At 54.5% G+C, this 17798-nt stretch carries 14 protein-coding genes; 9 read left to right on the forward strand and 5 right to left on the reverse strand.

What is annotated here, in order from left to right:
- Positions 1–35 precede the first annotated feature (35 nt).
- The 7 genes from ABDW36_RS01135 to ABDW36_RS01165 are packed head-to-tail and all read left to right on the forward strand — an operon-like array spanning position 36 to position 6125.
- The gene (locus ABDW36_RS01135) at positions 36–1364 is read left to right on the forward strand and encodes an MFS transporter (RefSeq protein ID WP_343700043.1); all 1329 of its coding nucleotides are present in this window, start codon (positions 36–38) and stop codon (positions 1362–1364) included.
- A 53-nt stretch (positions 1365–1417) separates the two neighbouring features.
- Positions 1418–2257 carry an MBL fold metallo-hydrolase gene (locus ABDW36_RS01140; RefSeq protein ID WP_343700044.1) on the forward strand — a complete coding sequence of 280 codons (840 nt, stop codon included), beginning with the start codon at positions 1418–1420 and terminating at the stop codon, positions 2255–2257.
- Positions 2258–2271: 14 nt separating this feature from the next.
- A complete protein-coding gene (locus tag ABDW36_RS01145; protein ID WP_343700045.1) occupies positions 2272–2718 on the forward strand; it encodes a hypothetical protein in 447 nt (148 codons plus the stop codon).
- A gap of 18 nt (positions 2719–2736) precedes the next feature.
- Positions 2737–4287 (forward strand): helicase HerA-like domain-containing protein, encoded by a 1551-nt coding sequence (locus tag ABDW36_RS01150; protein ID WP_343700046.1) that lies wholly within the window; start codon positions 2737–2739, stop codon positions 4285–4287.
- 12 nt (positions 4288–4299) lie between these two features.
- Positions 4300–4674 carry an SdpI family protein gene (locus ABDW36_RS01155; protein ID WP_343700047.1) on the forward strand — a complete coding sequence of 125 codons (375 nt, stop codon included), beginning with the start codon at positions 4300–4302 and terminating at the stop codon, positions 4672–4674.
- Positions 4675–4703: 29 nt separating this feature from the next.
- A complete protein-coding gene (locus ABDW36_RS01160; RefSeq protein WP_343700048.1) occupies positions 4704–5069 on the forward strand; it encodes an SdpI family protein in 366 nt (121 codons plus the stop codon).
- Between the two features lie 9 nt (positions 5070–5078).
- Positions 5079–6125, forward strand: coding sequence for a Gfo/Idh/MocA family oxidoreductase (locus ABDW36_RS01165; protein WP_343700049.1), 1047 nt, complete (start codon positions 5079–5081; stop codon positions 6123–6125).
- A gap of 67 nt (positions 6126–6192) precedes the next feature.
- Here ABDW36_RS01165 and ABDW36_RS01170 read toward each other — a convergent pair whose 3' ends face one another.
- A complete protein-coding gene (locus tag ABDW36_RS01170; protein WP_343701695.1) occupies positions 6193–8088 on the reverse strand; it encodes an ATP-dependent DNA helicase RecQ in 1896 nt (631 codons plus the stop codon).
- A gap of 31 nt (positions 8089–8119) precedes the next feature.
- A complete protein-coding gene (locus tag ABDW36_RS01175) occupies positions 8120–10210 on the reverse strand; it encodes a cation-translocating P-type ATPase (RefSeq protein WP_343700050.1) in 2091 nt (696 codons plus the stop codon).
- Between the two features lie 143 nt (positions 10211–10353).
- On the opposite strand from ABDW36_RS01175, the gene tsaE reads away from it, so the two are divergent.
- Together tsaE and ABDW36_RS01185 are read left to right on the forward strand one after the other, a co-directional pair.
- Positions 10354–10818, forward strand: a complete 465-nt coding sequence (tsaE, locus tag ABDW36_RS01180) for a tRNA (adenosine(37)-N6)-threonylcarbamoyltransferase complex ATPase subunit type 1 TsaE (RefSeq protein WP_343700051.1) — start codon at positions 10354–10356, stop codon at positions 10816–10818.
- A 46-nt stretch (positions 10819–10864) separates the two neighbouring features.
- Positions 10865–12082 carry an alanine dehydrogenase gene (locus ABDW36_RS01185; RefSeq protein WP_343700052.1) on the forward strand — a complete coding sequence of 406 codons (1218 nt, stop codon included), beginning with the start codon at positions 10865–10867 and terminating at the stop codon, positions 12080–12082.
- Positions 12083–12088: 6 nt separating this feature from the next.
- Here ABDW36_RS01185 and ABDW36_RS01190 read toward each other — a convergent pair whose 3' ends face one another.
- The 3 genes from ABDW36_RS01190 to ABDW36_RS01200 form a co-directional block, all read right to left on the reverse strand.
- Positions 12089–13312: a PepSY-associated TM helix domain-containing protein gene (locus ABDW36_RS01190; protein ID WP_343700053.1), complete on the reverse strand. Its 1224-nt coding sequence runs from the start codon at positions 13310–13312 to the stop codon at positions 12089–12091.
- 76 nt (positions 13313–13388) lie between these two features.
- Entirely contained in the window at positions 13389–14903 is a 1515-nt protein-coding gene (locus ABDW36_RS01195) for a SusD/RagB family nutrient-binding outer membrane lipoprotein (RefSeq protein WP_343700054.1), read from the reverse strand.
- 12 nt (positions 14904–14915) lie between these two features.
- Positions 14916–17759, reverse strand: a complete 2844-nt coding sequence (locus tag ABDW36_RS01200; RefSeq protein WP_343700055.1) for a SusC/RagA family TonB-linked outer membrane protein — start codon at positions 17757–17759, stop codon at positions 14916–14918.
- Between the last annotated feature and the right edge of the window lie 39 nt (positions 17760–17798).

Here is a 17798-nt window from a genome sequence, read left to right on the forward strand (position 1 = left end):
CTTTTAGTGATTCATGTGAATATCAAAAATTCCCTATGAGCATACCAAACAGGAAAGTTGTCAATGGCTGGGCCATGTATGACTGGGCCAACTCCGTTTACAACCTTGTTATCACCACCACGTTTTTCCCCATCTATTACCTGGGCGTTACCAAAGCCCGCACCGGTACGGATGAGGTGGCCTTTATGGGAAAAACGCTGCTCGCCTCCGTGCTGTATGACTATACGCTTTCGTTTGCATACCTGCTGATAGCCCTCAGCCTGCCCATCCTGTCTTCTATTGCAGACACCCGCGGCAATAAAAAGAACTTCCTGCGTTTTTTCTGTTACCTGGGTTCACTGGCCTGTGCTTCCCTCTTCACCTTTACCAGTACCAGCAGCCTTGAGCTGGGCATGCTTTCCGTGATGCTGGCGGCCATCGGCTTCTGGGGCGGGCTGGTGTTCTATAACTCCTACCTGCCTGAAATAGCGGCGCCGGAGTACCAGGACAGGGTGAGCGCCCGCGGTTTTTCTTTCGGCTACATTGGCAGCGTGCTCATGCAGCTGGTGGGTTTTGCGCTCGTAACCATCAAACCTTTCGGCATAACTGACGCCATGGCCGTACGCATCACCTTCTTGCTGGTAGGCGTATGGTGGTTCGGTTTTGCGCAGATCACCTTCAAACGCCTGCCTGCCTCCAAGCCGGCCATCAGCAACGGTTCCGGCAAGGTGTTTCAAGACGGGTTCATTGAGCTGAAAAAAGTATACGCCCAGGTAAGGGTGATGCCGGTGCTGAAACGCTTCCTGCGCGCGTTCTTCTTTTACAGCATGGGCGTGCAGACGGTGATGATGGTCGCGGTTATTTTTGCCTCCAAGGAACTGAAGCTGGAAGCCACCAAACTGATCATTTGCGTGGTGCTCATACAGCTGGTGGCCATCCTGGGCGCCTGGGGCATGGCGCGGCTCTCCGGCCGCTTCGGCAACTTTAAAGTGCTGATAGCCACGGTGCTGCTGTGGATAGGGGTTTGTCTCTGCGCCTATTTCACTACCACCGAAATGCAGTTTTACCTGCTGGCGCTGGCCGTAGGCCTGGTAATGGGCGGCATCCAGTCCCTCAGCCGCTCCACCTATGCCAAGCTCATTCCGGAAACACGGGATACCGCGTCTTTCTTCAGCTACTACGACGTAACGGAAAAGCTGGCCATTGCCATCGGCGTGTTCAGCTTCGGTTACATAGAACATATCACCAACAATATGCGCACGTCTGTGCTGGTGCTCATGGGCTTTTTCTGCATCGGGCTCATCTGGCTGTTTTCTGCCTTGCAGAAACAACGTAGATTAGCAGACAGGAAAAAACAGGCGGAGGTGGTGGAAGCCGGCGCCTGAAGGATGTGAACAATCCATCCGTTTTTCCTCCATAACCGGACAAACTTTTACGGATGAAGCTACATACGATCAATACAGGACTTTTCAAGCTGGACGGCGGCGCCATGTTTGGCGTAGTACCCAAAACCATCTGGCAGAAACTGAACCCGCCAGACGCCAACAATATGTGTACCTGGGCCATGCGCTGCCTGCTGGTGGAAGAAGGCAACCGCCTCATCCTGATAGACAACGGCATCGGCAACAAACAGGATGAGAAATTCTTCAGCCACTATTACCTGCATGGAGACGATACGCTCGATACATCACTGGCCGCCCTGGGCTATCACCGCAATGATATCACAGACGTATTCCTCACCCATCTTCATTTTGACCACTGCGGCGGCAGCATAGAGCGGGACGGCAGCAGGCTGGTGCCGGCCTTCCGCAATGCTACCTACTGGAGCAATGAGGCGCACTGGAAGTGGGCTACCGAACCTAACGACCGGGAAAAGGCCTCCTTCCTCAAAGAGAACATACTGCCCATTCAGCAAAGCGGGCAGCTGAAATTCATAGAGCAGCGCGATGGCGTAACTTTTACAGACCACATCCGTGTAAGGTTCGCCTTTGGGCATACAGACGCCATGATGCTGCCGGAGATCCGCTACAACGGCCATACCATTGCGTATATGGCAGACCTGCTGCCCTCCGCGGGGCACATCCCCATTCCTTACGTAATGGCATATGACATGTTCCCCCTCACCACGCTGGAAGAGAAAAAACGTTTCCTGGCGGAAGCCAACGAGCGGCAGTATGTACTGTATTTTGAGCATGACCCTGTTAACGAATGCGGTTTGCTGCACAGTACGGAAAAAGGCATCCGGCTGAAAAGCGCATTCCCCCTCACCGATCTTTGATAAAAACAAAAGCTATGTATAAACACATTTTCCGCATGCTGCCCCTGGCAGCCATTTTAGCCCTCGCAGCGTGCCAGGGCGGCGCTCCCGCCGGCAACAGCGCGGCCGTGGCAGACTCCCTGCAGGTAGACTCATTAGCCCGGCAGGTAATGGACGTGCATGATGAGGGCATGGCCAAAATGATGGTGATACGCCGGCTCAAGACCCGCGTTACGGAAATGGCAGACAGTATTGGCGCCAGCAAAGAAGCCGCCGCCCCCTACACGCAGGCCGGCGCCTTGCTGGACAGCGCCAACAATGCCATGAACACCTGGATGCATGCCTATGATATGCAGATGGAAGGCAAAACCACAGAAGAGAAAAAAGCGTACCTGCAGGATGAAATGAAAAAGATCAGCGACGTAAGGGACCTGATGCTCAAAAGCATTGCAGATACCAAACAATTGCTGAAAGAAGAATAACCCTATCAAACACATACTATGGCAAATCAGGAAGCATTTCTCGAATACATCAAAAACGGCTATACGTTCAAAGGAGAGCATTTCAAACTGGGTTGCGCCATGCTCAATGGCGAAGTGGTAACCGGCGCAGACGTGATGCTGCCGCTCAAAACCCTCAACCGCCACGGCCTCATTGCAGGCGCTACCGGTACCGGTAAAACCAAAACCCTGCAGGTAATTGCCGAAGGCCTCAGTGATGCCAGCGTGCCGGTATTGCTGATGGACATCAAGGGAGACCTCAGCGGTATAGCCGCCGCAGGCACCTCCAACGCCAAAATAGAAGAACGTTACGCCAAAATAGGCGGCACCTGGGCGCCGGCGGCCTACCCGGTAGAACTGCTCAGCCTCAGCCATGAAAAAGGCGCCCGCCTGCGCGCCACGGTCAGCGAGTTTGGCCCCGTGCTGCTCTCCAAGATACTGGAGCTGAATGATACCCAGGCCGGCCTGGTAGCCATGATCTTCAAGTATTGTGACGATCAGCAGCTGCCCCTGCTTGACCTGAAAGATTTCAAAAAGGTGCTGCAGTACGTAAGTGATGAAGGCAAAAAAGAACTGGAAAAAGATTACGGCAAGATATCCACTACCAGCACCGGCACCATTCTGCGCAAAGTGATAGAGCTGGAACAGCAGGGCGCCACGGTGTTCTTTGGAGAAAAGTCTTTTGAAGTAGAAGACCTCATGCACATCGGGGACGACGGGCGCGGCAAAATATCCATTGTGCGTGTGGCGGATATACAAGACCGGCCCAAGCTCTTTTCCACCTTCATGCTCAGCCTGCTGGCGGAGCTGTATGCCACCCTGCCCGAAGAAGGAGACATGGACAAACCCAAGCTGGTGATGTTCATAGACGAAGCGCACCTCATTTTCCAGGAGGCCAGTGACGCGCTGCTGCAGCAGATAGAAACCATCATCAAACTCATCCGCTCTAAAGGCGTGGGCATTTTCTTCTGCACACAGAACCCTATGGACGTGCCGGCCTCCGTGCTGGGGCAGCTGGGCCTGAAGGTGCAGCACGCCCTGCGCGCCTTCACTGCAAATGACCGCAAAGCCATCAAACAAACGGCAGAAAACTACCCGCTGTCTGACTTTTATAAAACAGACGAGCTGCTGACGCAGATAGGCATTGGTGAGGCGCTCGTAACCTGCCTGAGCGAAAAAGGCACCCCCACCCCGCTGGCCGCAACCATGCTGGTATCTCCCCATTCCCGCATGGACGTGCTAACAGACACGGAAATAGACCAATTGGTGGCCGGCAGCAAGCTCGTAAAAAAATACAACCAGGAAATAGACAGTGAGAGCGCCTACGAAATGCTGACGGCGAAGCTCGAAGAAGCGGCTGAAAAAAGCAAGGAAGAAGCACCGGCAAAAAAAGGCAGGCAGAAGGAAGAAAAAGGTTTGCTGGAAAGTATTGTAACCAGCTCCGCCGCGCGCCAGGCAGGCAGAACGGCCGCCAGCATCATTACCCGCAGCCTGTTGGGCGCGTTGGGTTTGGGCGGGCGCAGCAAGAAGAAGGGGACCAGCTGGTTTTAAAAAACAAGGCTTATGGCAATTGCATTTCTCTATGGTTTATGGCTCATTATCACCGGCCTGAGACGCTGGCGATGGAAAAAACCCTTATGGGAAAACCGGGAAACCTCCTATCAGGGATACCGCTCCGCAAGAGCCATGAAAAGCAAGGCAGCATGGGATGCCGCACAGGTCTGCTCCGGTAAATGGTCTTTCCGGGGCGGCCTCTTCCTTTGTGTGATTGTTGCGCCGTTGCTGGCACTCACCGAAGAACCATTGCTGGACGGCAACATCGTCTTGGCCATCATTGTTCCGGTGGCGCTGATAGTAACAGGCTTTCTGCCCGCTTTGCTCATTACTGAAACCATGCTGAAACGGGATTTTGATGAAACCGGCAACCCCGTGAAATAATTTCGCCAATATCTTTTAAACCGCTGGCCATGATAAACTTCTCGTTACTGGCCGCCCTTTCGGCCATCTTTGGCGGAGTAGGCTGGTGGAGCTGGAAAAGGCCCCGCCGCCACATCAACCCGCTGGTGGGCTACAGGACCCGGCGCTCCATGAAAAGTCAGGCTGCTTGGAACTTTGCCCAGGTCTACTCCGGCAAAATAATGGTATACGCCGCCGCCGGCATGCTGGTATTGGCGTTGCTGCTCCTGCCTTTGGACAGGTGGGTAGCGCACATTCCGGCCCTCTCCATCGGGCTATTGATGGGGCCCGTGGTTGCAGCTTCAGTTTTGCCGCTGTATCTTACAGAAAGAAAGCTGAAACAGCTTTTTGATGAAGACGGTAATCCGATAAAATAGTTTTTCAATATGTCAACACCCATTAAAACAGGCCTTTGCTCTTACGGCCACAGCGGCTACGCCTTTCATGCGCCTTTTATTCATGTGCATCCGGGCTTTGAGCTGACGGCCGTGGTAGAACGCAGCAAGCATCTCACGCAACAGCGTTACCCTTACGTGAAGATCTACAACAGCATTGACGCCCTCATGGCCGATGCTTCTCTTGAACTGATAGTGGTGAACACGCCCAACTATACCCACTACGAATACACGAAAGCCGCTCTCAACGCCGGCAAGCATGTAATTGTAGAAAAGCCCTTCACGGTAACCGTGGCGCAGGGCGAAGAGCTGCTGAAGCTGGCAGCCTCCAAAAAATTGCTGCTGAGCGTGTATCAGAACCGCCGCTACGACAGTGATTACAAAATTGTGCGCAAGGTGGTGGAAGACGGCCTGCTCGGAGACGTGCTGGAAGTGGAATTTCATTATGACCGCTTCAAGGAAGAGCTGAGCTATAAAAAGCATAAGGAAGTGGCGGAGCCCGGCACCGGTGTGCTGTACGACCTCGGCTCCCACCTCATAGACCAGGCGCTGACCATCTTTGGCATGCCCAAAGCGGCGTGGGCGGATGTGCGCATCATTCGCAAAGATTCTGTAGTAGACGATTATTTTGAATTGCTGCTGTATTACGACCAGCTGCGTGTACGCCTCAAATCCAGCTACCTGGTGCGCGAAGCGCTGCCGGCCTACATTCTGCATGGCCGGAAAGGCTCTTTTATCAAATCCAAATCAGATATACAGGAAGCCCTGCTGATGAAGGGTGTATTGCCAGACACGCCAGACTGGGGCGCGGAAGCGCCGCATGAATGGGGGCTGCTGCACACGGAAATAAACGGTAAGGTGGTGAAGGAGTTTTTGCCCGGCGGCAACGGCAACTACCTGGACTATTACCAGGGCATTTACAGCGCCATCCGCGAAGGCAAGCCCAACCCGGTAACGGCAGAAGAAGGGCTGGCCGTGGTGAAGATCATTGAGGCGGCTTTCCAGAGCAGTAAGGAAGGTAGGCTGGTTACGCTGTAAGAAGGCGTTTCCCTGCATTCATGAAGTAAAATCGCGGACTGTATGCAACCAGGAGGTCAATGAGCGTCTACGCTGTAGCAGACAGCATCCCGTCTTCATCCCGCAACACAAAACCTTCCGCAACCAGGAACTGCAGGGTTTCCAATACCCTGCTTTCCTCTGCGTCAACTTTTTCCATGAGGGCCTGCAGGCTGGTTTTCCCGTTCAGCGCCGCTATAATAGCGGTGGTGAGCCGGCCGAACTCCTTAGACTGCAGGTCCCCTTTTTCTTTCTTCACGCATACATCACAAACGCCGCAGGGCCGGGCGTCTTTTTCACCGAAATAGGCCACCAGCTGCTGCGTACGGCATTGATTGTTATTGCGGGCATACGCGGTGATGGCCGCTATGCGCTCCTCCATGGCTTTCCGCCGCTGCTCCAGCAGGGCCATGTTGACCCGCAGGTGCTGTGCCGGCAGCCGCTCCTCCAGGAAGCAGAGCTGCGGCTGGTCTTTTTTAGGATAATACCTGATGAGGGCTTGCTTGTGCAACAGGTGAAGGTCATGCACCACGTCTGCTTCATCTACGCGCATGATGCGCGCTACCTGTTTTTCAAACACGGGTACCGGGTTGTCAAATATGCCCTGGTAAGTACGCAGCAAGGTCTGTATCAGCGGCGAAAGGGCAGGTTGCCTGTCTTCATACTCAAACAGCATATCCCTGCTGGTCACAAACTCCACTTTAGACGGTATGTACACGCTCTCGCTCAGCTGCCAAACGCCCTCCTGCTCAAGGATACGGAGCGCGCTGAAGGCTACGGTGATGTTAACGCCGAAACGTTTTACAAAATCGTTGATGTCAAAATCATAATACACCCCTTCCGCTCCTACCGGTACCTGCAGGTAGTTCACAACCGCCTGGTATACCGCCCTTATTTCTTCCATGGTGGGGAACTGCAGCGGAATGCGGGCTTTCAGCTCTTCGAGGTTACGGTCATTATATAACATGACGGCGTAGGCCTTCTCCTCATCACGGCCCGCGCGGCCGGCCTCCTGGTAATAAGCCTCCAGGCTGTCAGGCACGTCCGCATGGATCACCATTCTCACATCAGGCTTGTCTATGCCCATACCAAAGGCGTTGGTACATACCATTACACGTGTTTCATTATTGATCCAGGCCTCTTGCCGGGCCGTACGTTCTGCGGAGCTGAGACCGGCATGATAGTAGCTGGCGGAAATGCCCTGAGCACTGAGCAGGGCCGCAATTTCTTTGGTTTGCCGCCGGTTGCGGCAGTAGATCACGGCGCTGCCCGGCACCCTGTCCAGTATCTGCTTCATGCGGCCGGGCTTGCCTTCTTCCTCTACCACGCTGTAAGAGAGATTGGCGCGGGCAAAACTTTTGACGAATATGGCCGGGTTGCGCAATTGCAATTGCCCGCAAATATCTTCGCGCACCTTTGGTGTAGCCGTTGCCGTTAGCGCCAGTATAGGCGCGTTGGGAAAATGCTCTCGGATGCTGGCAATCTGCAGGTAAGCGGGCCTGAAATCATATCCCCACTGTGAGATACAATGCGCTTCATCTACGGCAATGAGGCGCACGGGCAACACTTCGCAATACCATTGAAAGCGCTTGCTCTGCAGGCGTTCCGGAGATACATATAGGAATTTGATCTCTCCCTCCCGCGCCAATGCCAGCACCTTTTCCACATCACGGGTTTGCATGCCCGCGTAAATAGCGAAGGCCGGAATACCGCGCCTGTTCAGGTTCTCTACCTGATCTTTCATCAGCGCAATAAGCGGCGTTACCACCAGGCAGAGCCCTTCCTGCATCATGGCGGGCACCTGGAAGCAGACAGACTTGCCGCCGCCGGTTGGCAGCAGCGCCAGCGTATCACGCCCGGCTGCAATGGAAGCAATAATTTCTTCCTGCAGCGGCCTGAATTGCTGATAGCCCCAGAATTTGTGCAGTATGGAATGTGCGGTCACCAAGCAGGCAAATTTAGCGCTAATCTTTGGGTCATGTCACTTTTTTAAACCGCAGCCGCACGGAGTTGATGGCCAGCACCACATCTGAAAGACCCATTACCAGCGCCGCTATGATAGGGTTGAGAAAACCCAGGGCGGCTACGGGAATAGCTACAATGTTGTAGATAAAAGCCCAGAAAAGGTTCTGTTTGATGGTGAGGTAAGTATGTTTGCCCAGGCCCATGGCCAGCGGCAGGGCTCCCAGGTGGTTGTTGAGCAATATCACATTGGCGCTTTGCATGGCCACCTGCGTTGAATCGCTGAGGGAAATGCCAATGCTGGCCTTTGCGAGCGCAGGCGCATCGTTGATGCCGTCTCCTACCATAGCGGTGGGGGCGCTTTGCATCAGCACGTCTATTTTCTCCAGCTTCTGTGCGGGAGACTGTTCGGCAAATACTTCGTCTATGCCCAGTTGCTGTGCCAACTGGGCACATTTCCGCTGCATGTCGCCGCTCAGCAATATGGTGCGGATGCCGCTTTGTTTCAGCTCCGCTATCACGCGGGGCGCTTCAGGGCGCAACTCGTCCACAAAGTCCATCCAGCCCACCAGCTCACCGTTTTTGAGCAGGTAAATGTTGTGCGTATCATCTTTTGTGGCATGGCGCGCCATCAGGTAAGAGCCCAGCTGCCATTCGTTGCCGGCCTTGTCTTTGGCCTGCATGCCCATGCCTTTTTGCTCGCGCACCTGCTGCAGCGCCGTTTCCGGAACGCCTTTCCACAGCGCTGTAATAGAACGCGCAATAGGATGGGACGAATATTTTTCCAGGCTGAACACAATGGAACGGAAGGCCTCCGCTTCCAGCGTGGTTTCCCACTGGCCAATCTGCAGGCGCCCGGTAGTAAGGGTGCCGGTTTTATCAAACACCATCTGGCGGATGTTGCGGAATGCCTCCAGCGTATGGGCGCCCTTGATGAGAATGCCGTTGCGCGCGGCGCGGCCCAGCCCCACCATCACGGCGGCCGGGGTAGCCAGTCCCATAGCGCAGGGGCAGGCAATCACCAGCACCGCTACGCTCCGCATCATGGCTACCGCCAGCGTGGTTTGGCCTATGAAATACCAGCCCAGGAAGGTTACCAGCGCAATGCCCAGCACCACCGGTACAAATATGGCGCTGATCTTGTCTGCCAGCTTCTGCATGGGCGGCTTATTGCTCTGTGCCTGCTTTACGAGGTTGATGATGTAGGAAAGCACCGTGTCCTTACCGGTTGCGGTAATGAACATTTTGATATTGCCTTCTTCCAGTATGGTGCCGCCAATCACTTTATCTTTCTCCTGCCGGCTTACGGGCTCGCTTTCCCCGGTGATCATGGACTCGTTCACGTGCCCGCCGCCCCAGTAAATGGTACCGTCCATCGGTATTTTGTCACCCGCGTTCACCAGCACCCGGTCTCCCGTACGCAATTCGCTGTTGTCTATCTCTTCCACCTCACCGGCCTCATTCAGCCGTTTGGCATGCGTATGCTGCATGCGCGCCAGCTCTGCTATGGCGGTGGTGGTAGACTTGACAGACCTTTCTTCCAGCAGGTTGCCCAAAAAAACCAGGGTGAGGATGGCGGCGGTGGTTTCGTAGAAAAGATAATCAGGGCCCAGCTGCTGCAGGGTGCCGGCCAGGCTGTATACGAAGGCCGCCGTAGCGCCAAGGGTAATAAGCACGTCCATATTGGCAATGCCGTTGCGCAGGGAGCGGAAAGCGCTACGGCCGAAGTGCAGCATGCCCACCACATATACCGGCGTGGTGAGCGCCAGCTGCACCCAGGGGTTGTGCAGCCAGTGCCAGTTCACCCACATATGCAGCAGCAGGGGCGCTGTAAACACCATGCAAAACACAAACTTGAAGCTGAGCGTATTGTAAAAAACGCTGCCTTTATTACCCTGGTTGGGCAGCACCACCTCATAACCCAGGTTATTGATGCCGTCAATCACTTCTCCGGCATCGGCGCCCTCCGGCAGGTTAAAACGCAGCTCTTCCGTGGCTACGCTGATAGCCACCTCTTCCATGCCTTTTTTTTCGAGGTACTTAGAGATGGTCAGCGCGCAACTGGAGCAATTCATCCCTTTTACCTTGCAACTGATCGTTTCCATAGCTTAAATCCTGTATCATAAAATTACCACAAACACACTTTCGGAAGGGGAATATTAATGCAACGGGGGTGCTATTTTACCCCTCCAATGCCTTTAAATGGCCCGGAATTGCTAATTTTAAGCCTTGTTAAGGCTTAAAGCGTATGAGATTGACATTTGCACACGCAGACCTTCCCGAGGTGGCCCGCCAGGTCTGGGAAGCCTACCCCCGGCAACGGCTATTTGCCTTGAGCGGAGAAATGGGGGCTGGAAAAACCACACTGATAAAGGAACTATGCGCAGCCAAGGGTGTGGAAGACGCCACGGCCAGCCCCACCTTTTCCATCATTAACGAATACCGGTATGCAGACGGGAACGGGGGTGAAAAGATCATTTACCACCTGGACCTTTACCGGCTCAAAAGCCTGGAAGAAGCCGTGGAAGCGGGCGTGGAGGATTGCCTCTACCACCCCAGCGCCATCTGCTTTGTAGAATGGCCTGAACTGGTGGCCCCCCTGCTGCCGGAAGAAACGCTGCATATCTTCCTCAGCGTTACGCCAGACCATAAGCGGAAGCTGCTGGCGGGCCATGTGGACCCCGGGCATTTTAGGGCCCCTTCCCTGCAATAATAAGTGTATCTTTGAACAGAGACCTAACATACAATTGTCTACGATTATGGAGCAAAGGCAAAAACCTGTTGTGAGCGCCGGATTTACGTATTCTCCTCTGGAAGAAACGCTGGATATTCCACAAAAAAATTCCCGTTTGTTCATAGGCATCCCCAAGGAAACCTCCTTCCAGGAAAGCCGCATCGCGCTAACCCCGGATGCCGTGAGCATTCTCAGCAACAACGGCCACCACATAGTGGTAGAGCACAAGGCAGGAGACGGCTCTCATTTCTATGATACTGACTATTCAGAGGCCGGCGCCGAAATTGTATATGAAAAGAAAGAAGTGTTCAAGGCAGACATCATCGTAAAATCCGCCCCGCTCAACGATGAGGAAATTGAATTGCTGCACCCCCACCAGATAGTTATCTCCCCCATTCACCTGTCTGTACTGAAAGCAGAGCAGCTGCAGAAGATGATGGACAAACGTATTACCCTGCTTTCTTTCGAGAACCTGAAAGACGATGCGGGCACCTACCCCATTGTACGCGCCATGAGCGAAATTGCAGGCGGGGCCGTAATGCTCATTGCCGGCCAGTACCTGAGCAACAGCAACCGCGGCAAAGGCATTCTGCTGGGCGGCGTTACCGGTATTCCGCCTACCAAGGTGGTGATCATAGGCGCCGGCATTGTAGGTGAATTTGCGGCCCGCACGGCGCTGGCCCTGGGCTCTTCGGTAAAGGTGTTCGACAACAATATTTACAAGCTGAAAAGGCTGCAGAACAACATCGGCGTGCGTGTGTTCACCTCCGTTATCCAGCCCCGCGTGCTGGCGGAGCAACTGCGCAATGCAGACGTGGCCGTAGGCGCCCTCTCTTCCCAGAGCGGCCGTACGCCCATTGTGGTAACAGAATCCATGGTCAGCCATATGAAAGCCGGCTCCGTGATAGTAGATGTAAGCATAGACCGCGGCGGCTGCTTTGAAACTTCGGAGATCACCTCACATGAAAACCCCGTGTTCAAAAAATACGACGTGATCCACTACTGCGTGCCCAACATTCCCTCCGGGTTTGCCGGCACCGCCTCACAGGCCATCAGCAACGTACTGATGCCGCTACTGCTGGAAGCCGCTGATGACGGCGGTTTTGAAAACCTGGTATGGATCAAGCGGGGCGTGCGCAACGGCATCTACCTTTACAAAGGCGCCCTCACCAATTATCACCTCAGTGAAAAGTTCAAGCTGAAATACACAGACCTGGAGCTGCTGCTGGCGGTAAAAGGTTGATGCGGCTTACTGCGCCTCCAGCATTACGGCCACCGGCTTTTTCTTCCTGGCCGGTTTTTTCCGCAGCTTGTTGATCCAGATCAGCGTACCCGTTACCGGCAGGCTGGTAGCAAAGAGGCAGGCAATAAAATACAATATCTTCGAAAAGGTACCGTACACGTTCCCTACGTGCAGGGCTTTGAAAGAGGCTGCAATACGCTCGTTCAGCGGCTTGTCCCTGAAAATTTCCTTTTGCAGCACCGCTCCGCTGTATTGGTCCAGCTGCAGGCGGTCTCCGGCGGCCGGTGCAAAAAAGCCTGTCCGCGCTTTGGAGAGCTGCACAGTAGCCGTTGATTTGGCAGGGAGCATTATGCGGTATTCCCCCGTGTAAGGAAGCTGCTGATCTGCTACGGCCAGCAGTGCTGCAATGGGCAGTGGTACGGCCGCACTGTCTTTAGGCGGGGCTGATAGCAATGGCCGTTCTTTGGCCGCGCCTTCCGGTTTATGCACGCCAAGCATTTTATTCAAACCCGTGCGGTACCAGGTGAAAGACCAGGTGAGGCCTGTTAGCGCCATGATCAGCAGAAGAATGGATGAGTAGAACCCAAGGGTGTTATGCAGATCATGATTGATACGCTTCCAGTTGCCGCTGAAACGGATACGCAGGCCCTGTTTCCAGGCTTTGAGGTGCTGCGGGAACCAGATCACAAGACCGGTGATGACCAGCAGCGCAAAAACCACGGTAGCCCATCCCACAATGGGGCGGCCTATCTCCGTGTCCAGCAGCAACCACCGGTGAAGCCTGAACATCACCATAAAAAAGTCGGAACCGGCGCCTTTAGGCGTTCCTTTGATCTCTGCCGTGTAGGGGTCTACCAGGTAAGTGGTGCCACGGTCTCCGCGGCCCTGGGCTTGCTGGCCCTCCGTTTTCTCCGCCTTCTTTACGTTCACCTGGTACACCCTGCCGGCTTCCGCGGGAATGGTAATGCTGTTCACCGTTACCTTGCCCAGGCTGTCCTGCACGCGGGCTATCAATGTTTCCGCAGGGAGGCGCTCCGCGCCCGCCGGTACATGTACCTTATATTTGGCAGGCTCCAGCATTTCCTGTATCTCCGTACTGAAGGTGTAGATGGTGCCGCTCAGGCAAACCACAAAGAGGATGAGGCCGCTGGCAATGCCCATCCAGAGATGAATATCATTGAATATCTGTCTTACTTTCCGCCATGCCGGATTTTTTTGTATGGATGCCATCCTTACCAGTTTGATATGAAACAAACGAAGGAAACAGGTTGGCCTGTTGCCCCGTATTAATGTTATGATATAGCCGTTACTTGTCCCACCATACGGGCGCTGTTGTAATGTTATCGCTTCCCTGTTTGGCGGCCTCTTCCCCGTTACTCTGCCTTTCCGTTTCGGGGTACATGAGGCGCAGCGGCCTTGCATCGGGCGCAGGCGCATCCAGCGAATTGGGTATGGCGGGTACGCCCAGGCGGCGGTACTCGGCCCAAGCCTCAATGCCGCTGATGCTGTTCAGCGCCAGCCATTTCTGCTCCGCAATACGGGCAATCTTGTTAGCCGCCTGCGCAAAATCTACCGCAGGCTGGCTGTTATAGGCAGAGAAAAGAGATCCGTTCACGCCCATGTATTTGAAAGATTCACGGATGGCCTCTTCGTACAACAGTTGTGCGCTGGCGCCTTGCAGCCACCCGCGCTGCGCCGCCTCCGCCTGCAGGAAAAGGCTTTCGAAAGAACCCATCAGCATGGCGGCCTGCACCTGTGATTTGAACACGGCGCCAGGCTGGTTGCCATTTTCCACCGGCCCTTTGAACGCTGATGTATTGGCGCGGTTATATTGCTCTTCCGCGTTCGGGTTGCCGAACAACACCCCTTTATAGCCTCCGCCCAAGGCCACATACAATTGCGGCAGGCGCGGGTCGTTACGGCTGGCGTACTGATCTACCGCATACTGCGTAGGCCGCAGGTCAAGCAGGTTGCCGGTAGCGGCGCCCTGTACATTGCGGTAATAGGTCTCCCAAAAGGGGTTCATTTTACCGGCAGACACCAGGTATCCGGGGTTTACGTCAGCATGCTCACCTGCTCCCAGGAAGCCGCTGCCTTCCGCGGCAATTTTAGCCATTTCAGCCGTAATATAGGCCGCATCTCCTGCTTCGCTCTGCCTGACCAGTGCCCGCAGCTTGATGGTATTCCCAAACCTGGCCCAGCTGACCCGGCTGCCGTTAAAAAGAACATCGTCCGTTTTTGCCTCCGTTCCGGGCAATGCGTTTTTGACGTCGTTAATACCGGCCGTGATCAGGTCTACAGACTTGGCATACACCGCTTTCCCGTCTTCATACCGCGGCCTGGGGTGTACGGTGCCCTGCAGCGCATCATCAAAAGGCAGGTTGTTGTATACGTCTACCAGGCGCAGAAAGTGCCAGCCCTGCATGATTTTGGCAACTCCGGCGTAAAATAACGCATTTTCCTTTACTGCCTGCTCCCTGATCAGCTGATAGTACAGCAGCGTGGCGTAAGCGTTCTCCCAAACCGGTATCCCGTCACGTTGGTGGCGTATGGCCGGGCCGTCGTAATTCTTTTCTTTGAAAAAGAGGTTCACCCCTTCGCTGGTGGTGCCCCAGTAACCGGCCCAGAAAGCGCCTAGCTGGTTGAGCTGGCCCGCTTCCTGGTTTACGGAACTGACCAGCGCAGCAGGCAGCTTTGCGCTCAGGGGCAGGTTCTCGTTCACAGGAGCATTCGGGTTCTTGTTCACGTCCAGGAACTTGCTGCAGGATGAAATGGTCATAACTGCACAAAGCCCGGTCAATATTTTAAACACACTATTCATGGCGTGATCTGTTTAGAAAGTTACGTTGATGTTAAAGCCGTATGTTCTGTAAGGCGGCACCTGGCGGAAGCTCAGGTACCCGTCTGTATTGTTGTACAGGTACTCAGGGTCTCCGTAAATATTATCCTTGTGGCGGATAATAAAGAGATTGGTGCCCACCACGCCAATGTTCACATCTTTTACCAGTTGCTGCCTGCGGAGCAGGGAAACGGGCAGGCTGTAATTGACGGCCAGCTCGCGCAGCTTGAAGAAGTCAGATTTTGCGGCGGTGTTGTATTGCACGCTGCCCTGCTGCTGCCAGAAAGACTTGCCGCCGCCGGAGGTGAGCTTGCTGGTATTGGGCTCATATTTTCCTTCGCTCACTTCTATCACGGAGTTGGGGAACACAAAAGGCTTGCGGTCATAGTCGTCCGTCCACGGGTGGGTGCCGGCGGTAAACATCCTGGGCGCTATTTCTGAGTATAACCAGCCACCCAGGCGACTGTCAAACTGCGCGCGGAGGCTGATGCCTTTATAGCTGAACATCGTATGCAAGCCCATCTGGTAGGGCGGCACCATGGTGCCCAGGTGGCTTTGCGCAGTGGCCTGGATGGGGTCTCCCGTGGTGGCGTTCACTACTACGCGGCCCTGCGGGTCACGTTTGTAATCACTTACCAGCAGGGCCGGGTAGGCGCTGCCTTTTACGGCGTAAGATTGCCTGAATATGGGAAATTGCTCCAGCCCCTCATACAGCTCACGCACACGGTTATTGATATGCGTAAAGGTACCGCCAATGTTCCAGCGTATATCACGCCCGCGATCCCTGATCACATCTGCGTTCAGGCTCAGTTCTATCACGTTGTTGGTGAGGCGGCCGGCGTTCACCACGGCTGTGTTGTAGCCAATGGCACGGGAAGTATTGGCCTTGAATATCTGGCCCTTGGAGTCGGAGTAAGCGTAGCTGCCTTCGAAGTGCAGGCGGTTGTCCAGGAAGCTCAGTTGCACCCCCGCTTCATAAGATGTTACAAACTCCGGCTCAATATTGGGATTGGGGTATTCCGAGCTGGGCGTAAAGCCCACCATATTGCCAAAGGGGAAACCGTTTATCTGGCTGTAGGCATTGTTGAGGTTATAGGGGTCAAGCGTAACGTTGCCTGTTTTGTTCCATGAAGCGAACACCTTTCCGAAGGAGAGCGCCCTGCTGTGCTTCAAAGCCGGAATCACGTTGTGGAACACAAACGAAGCGCTTACGCCGGGGTAAAAGTAAGAGCGGTTTTCCGGGCTGAGCACAGACACTACATCGTTACGGCCGGTAAGCGTGAGAAAGAGGAAATTGTTGTACCCGGCCGTTAACTCGCCATAACCCGCTACGGAACGGTATTCCGTAATGCCGGAATTGCCGTTCAGCTCTCCTACGCGGCTACCTGGGTTAAAGAGGCCGGGCAGCGTAAGGTTGCCGGCTCCTACTGCGTTCACCTTCGTGTAATCTGCACGGAAGTTCTGCCCCAGCAAGAGACGCGTGCTGAACTTGCCAAAATCTTTATTAAAGCTCAGTATCAGGTCGCCGTTCACACGGCGGAAGTTACGGCTGCCATCGTCTACAGACCCTACCACATTCCTTCTGCCTGGCGCCTCAAACTTGCCAGCCGTGCTCCTTGTTTCTTCAGAAATGCTATAGAGGCCCAGGCGGTAAATAGCCTTGAACCAATCTGTTACCTGGTAGTCCAGCTCCACCTTGCCGTTCAGCGTTTGCTGCGCCAGCCGGTCTCGGGTGTTACCTATCTGGAAGTAGGGGTTCTTCATCTGGTCTGTAAAGAAATACAGGGGGTTGGCGGCCGAATTGGCGGTTTGCCAGTCTTTCATGCCCGTGTAGTCAAAGTTGGCAGGCAACTGGTAAGCGGTGATCCAGGGCCCGTCTGGCGTTGTATTCCGGTTAAAGTAGATGTAATTGATGTTGTAGGAAGTATTGAGCTTGCCAAACCGGCGGGAGCCATTGAAACGGGCGCCCGTTCTGCGGCTTGCGTCTTCCGGTATGATGCCTTTGATAGCGGCATGCTGCAGGGAGAGGAAGTAGGTGCTTTTATCATCACCGCCTGAAAAAGAAAGATCGTTTTGCTGGGTGATGCCCGTCTGGAACAGGTCCAGCCGGTTGTCTTTCGAAGGCGCCGCATATGTTTGGGTGGGCTGCGTACCATCAGGCAATACGCCACCCAGGTCACGGGTGCTGCCATCAAACAGCGGGCCCCAGGATTCGTACATGGTGGGTGAATACACCCCTTCCGTACCCTGGCCGTACCGGGTTTGCGCCGGCGGCAGCAGGTATACCTGCGAAAAGGTAGTGGTGTTACTGAACTTTACAACGGCGCGGCCTTTCTGCCCGCTGCGCGTGGTGATCATCAGTGCCCCGTTCACTCCTTCAGAGCCATACAATGCCGCAGCGTTAGCGCCTTTCAATACCGTAATGCTTTCAATGTCGTTTGGGTTCAGGCGGCTGATATCAGGCACGGGCACACCGTCTACCACATAAATGGGGTCATTTTTCCCGCGGTTGAGCGAGCGGCTGCCCCGCATTACGATTTTTACCTGCGGGTCTACCTTGCTGTCGTACATGTTGATACGAAGCCCCGCCACCTTGCTGGCAAGGCCGAAAACAGGGTTTACCACCTTTCCCTGGTTCAGCTCTTCATTGCTCACCAGCTGTGCAGCCGCACCCAGTTCCCGGGCGGAACGCTTGATGCCCAGCGCGCCCGTTACCACCACTTCGTTCAGGTTGCGTATGGAAGACAGCGTGTCTGTATTATTTGAAGGGCCTTGCTGCGCCTGCGCTGCCTCTACTATCAAAAGCAGCAGGCATATACTGTGTAGCCTTTTTATCATTCGCAATATTTTTGGCAAAGTTCCCCCAAAGCAGCGGTG

This window comes from Chitinophaga sp., assembly GCF_039596455.1.
Taxonomy (GTDB): domain Bacteria; phylum Bacteroidota; class Bacteroidia; order Chitinophagales; family Chitinophagaceae; genus Chitinophaga.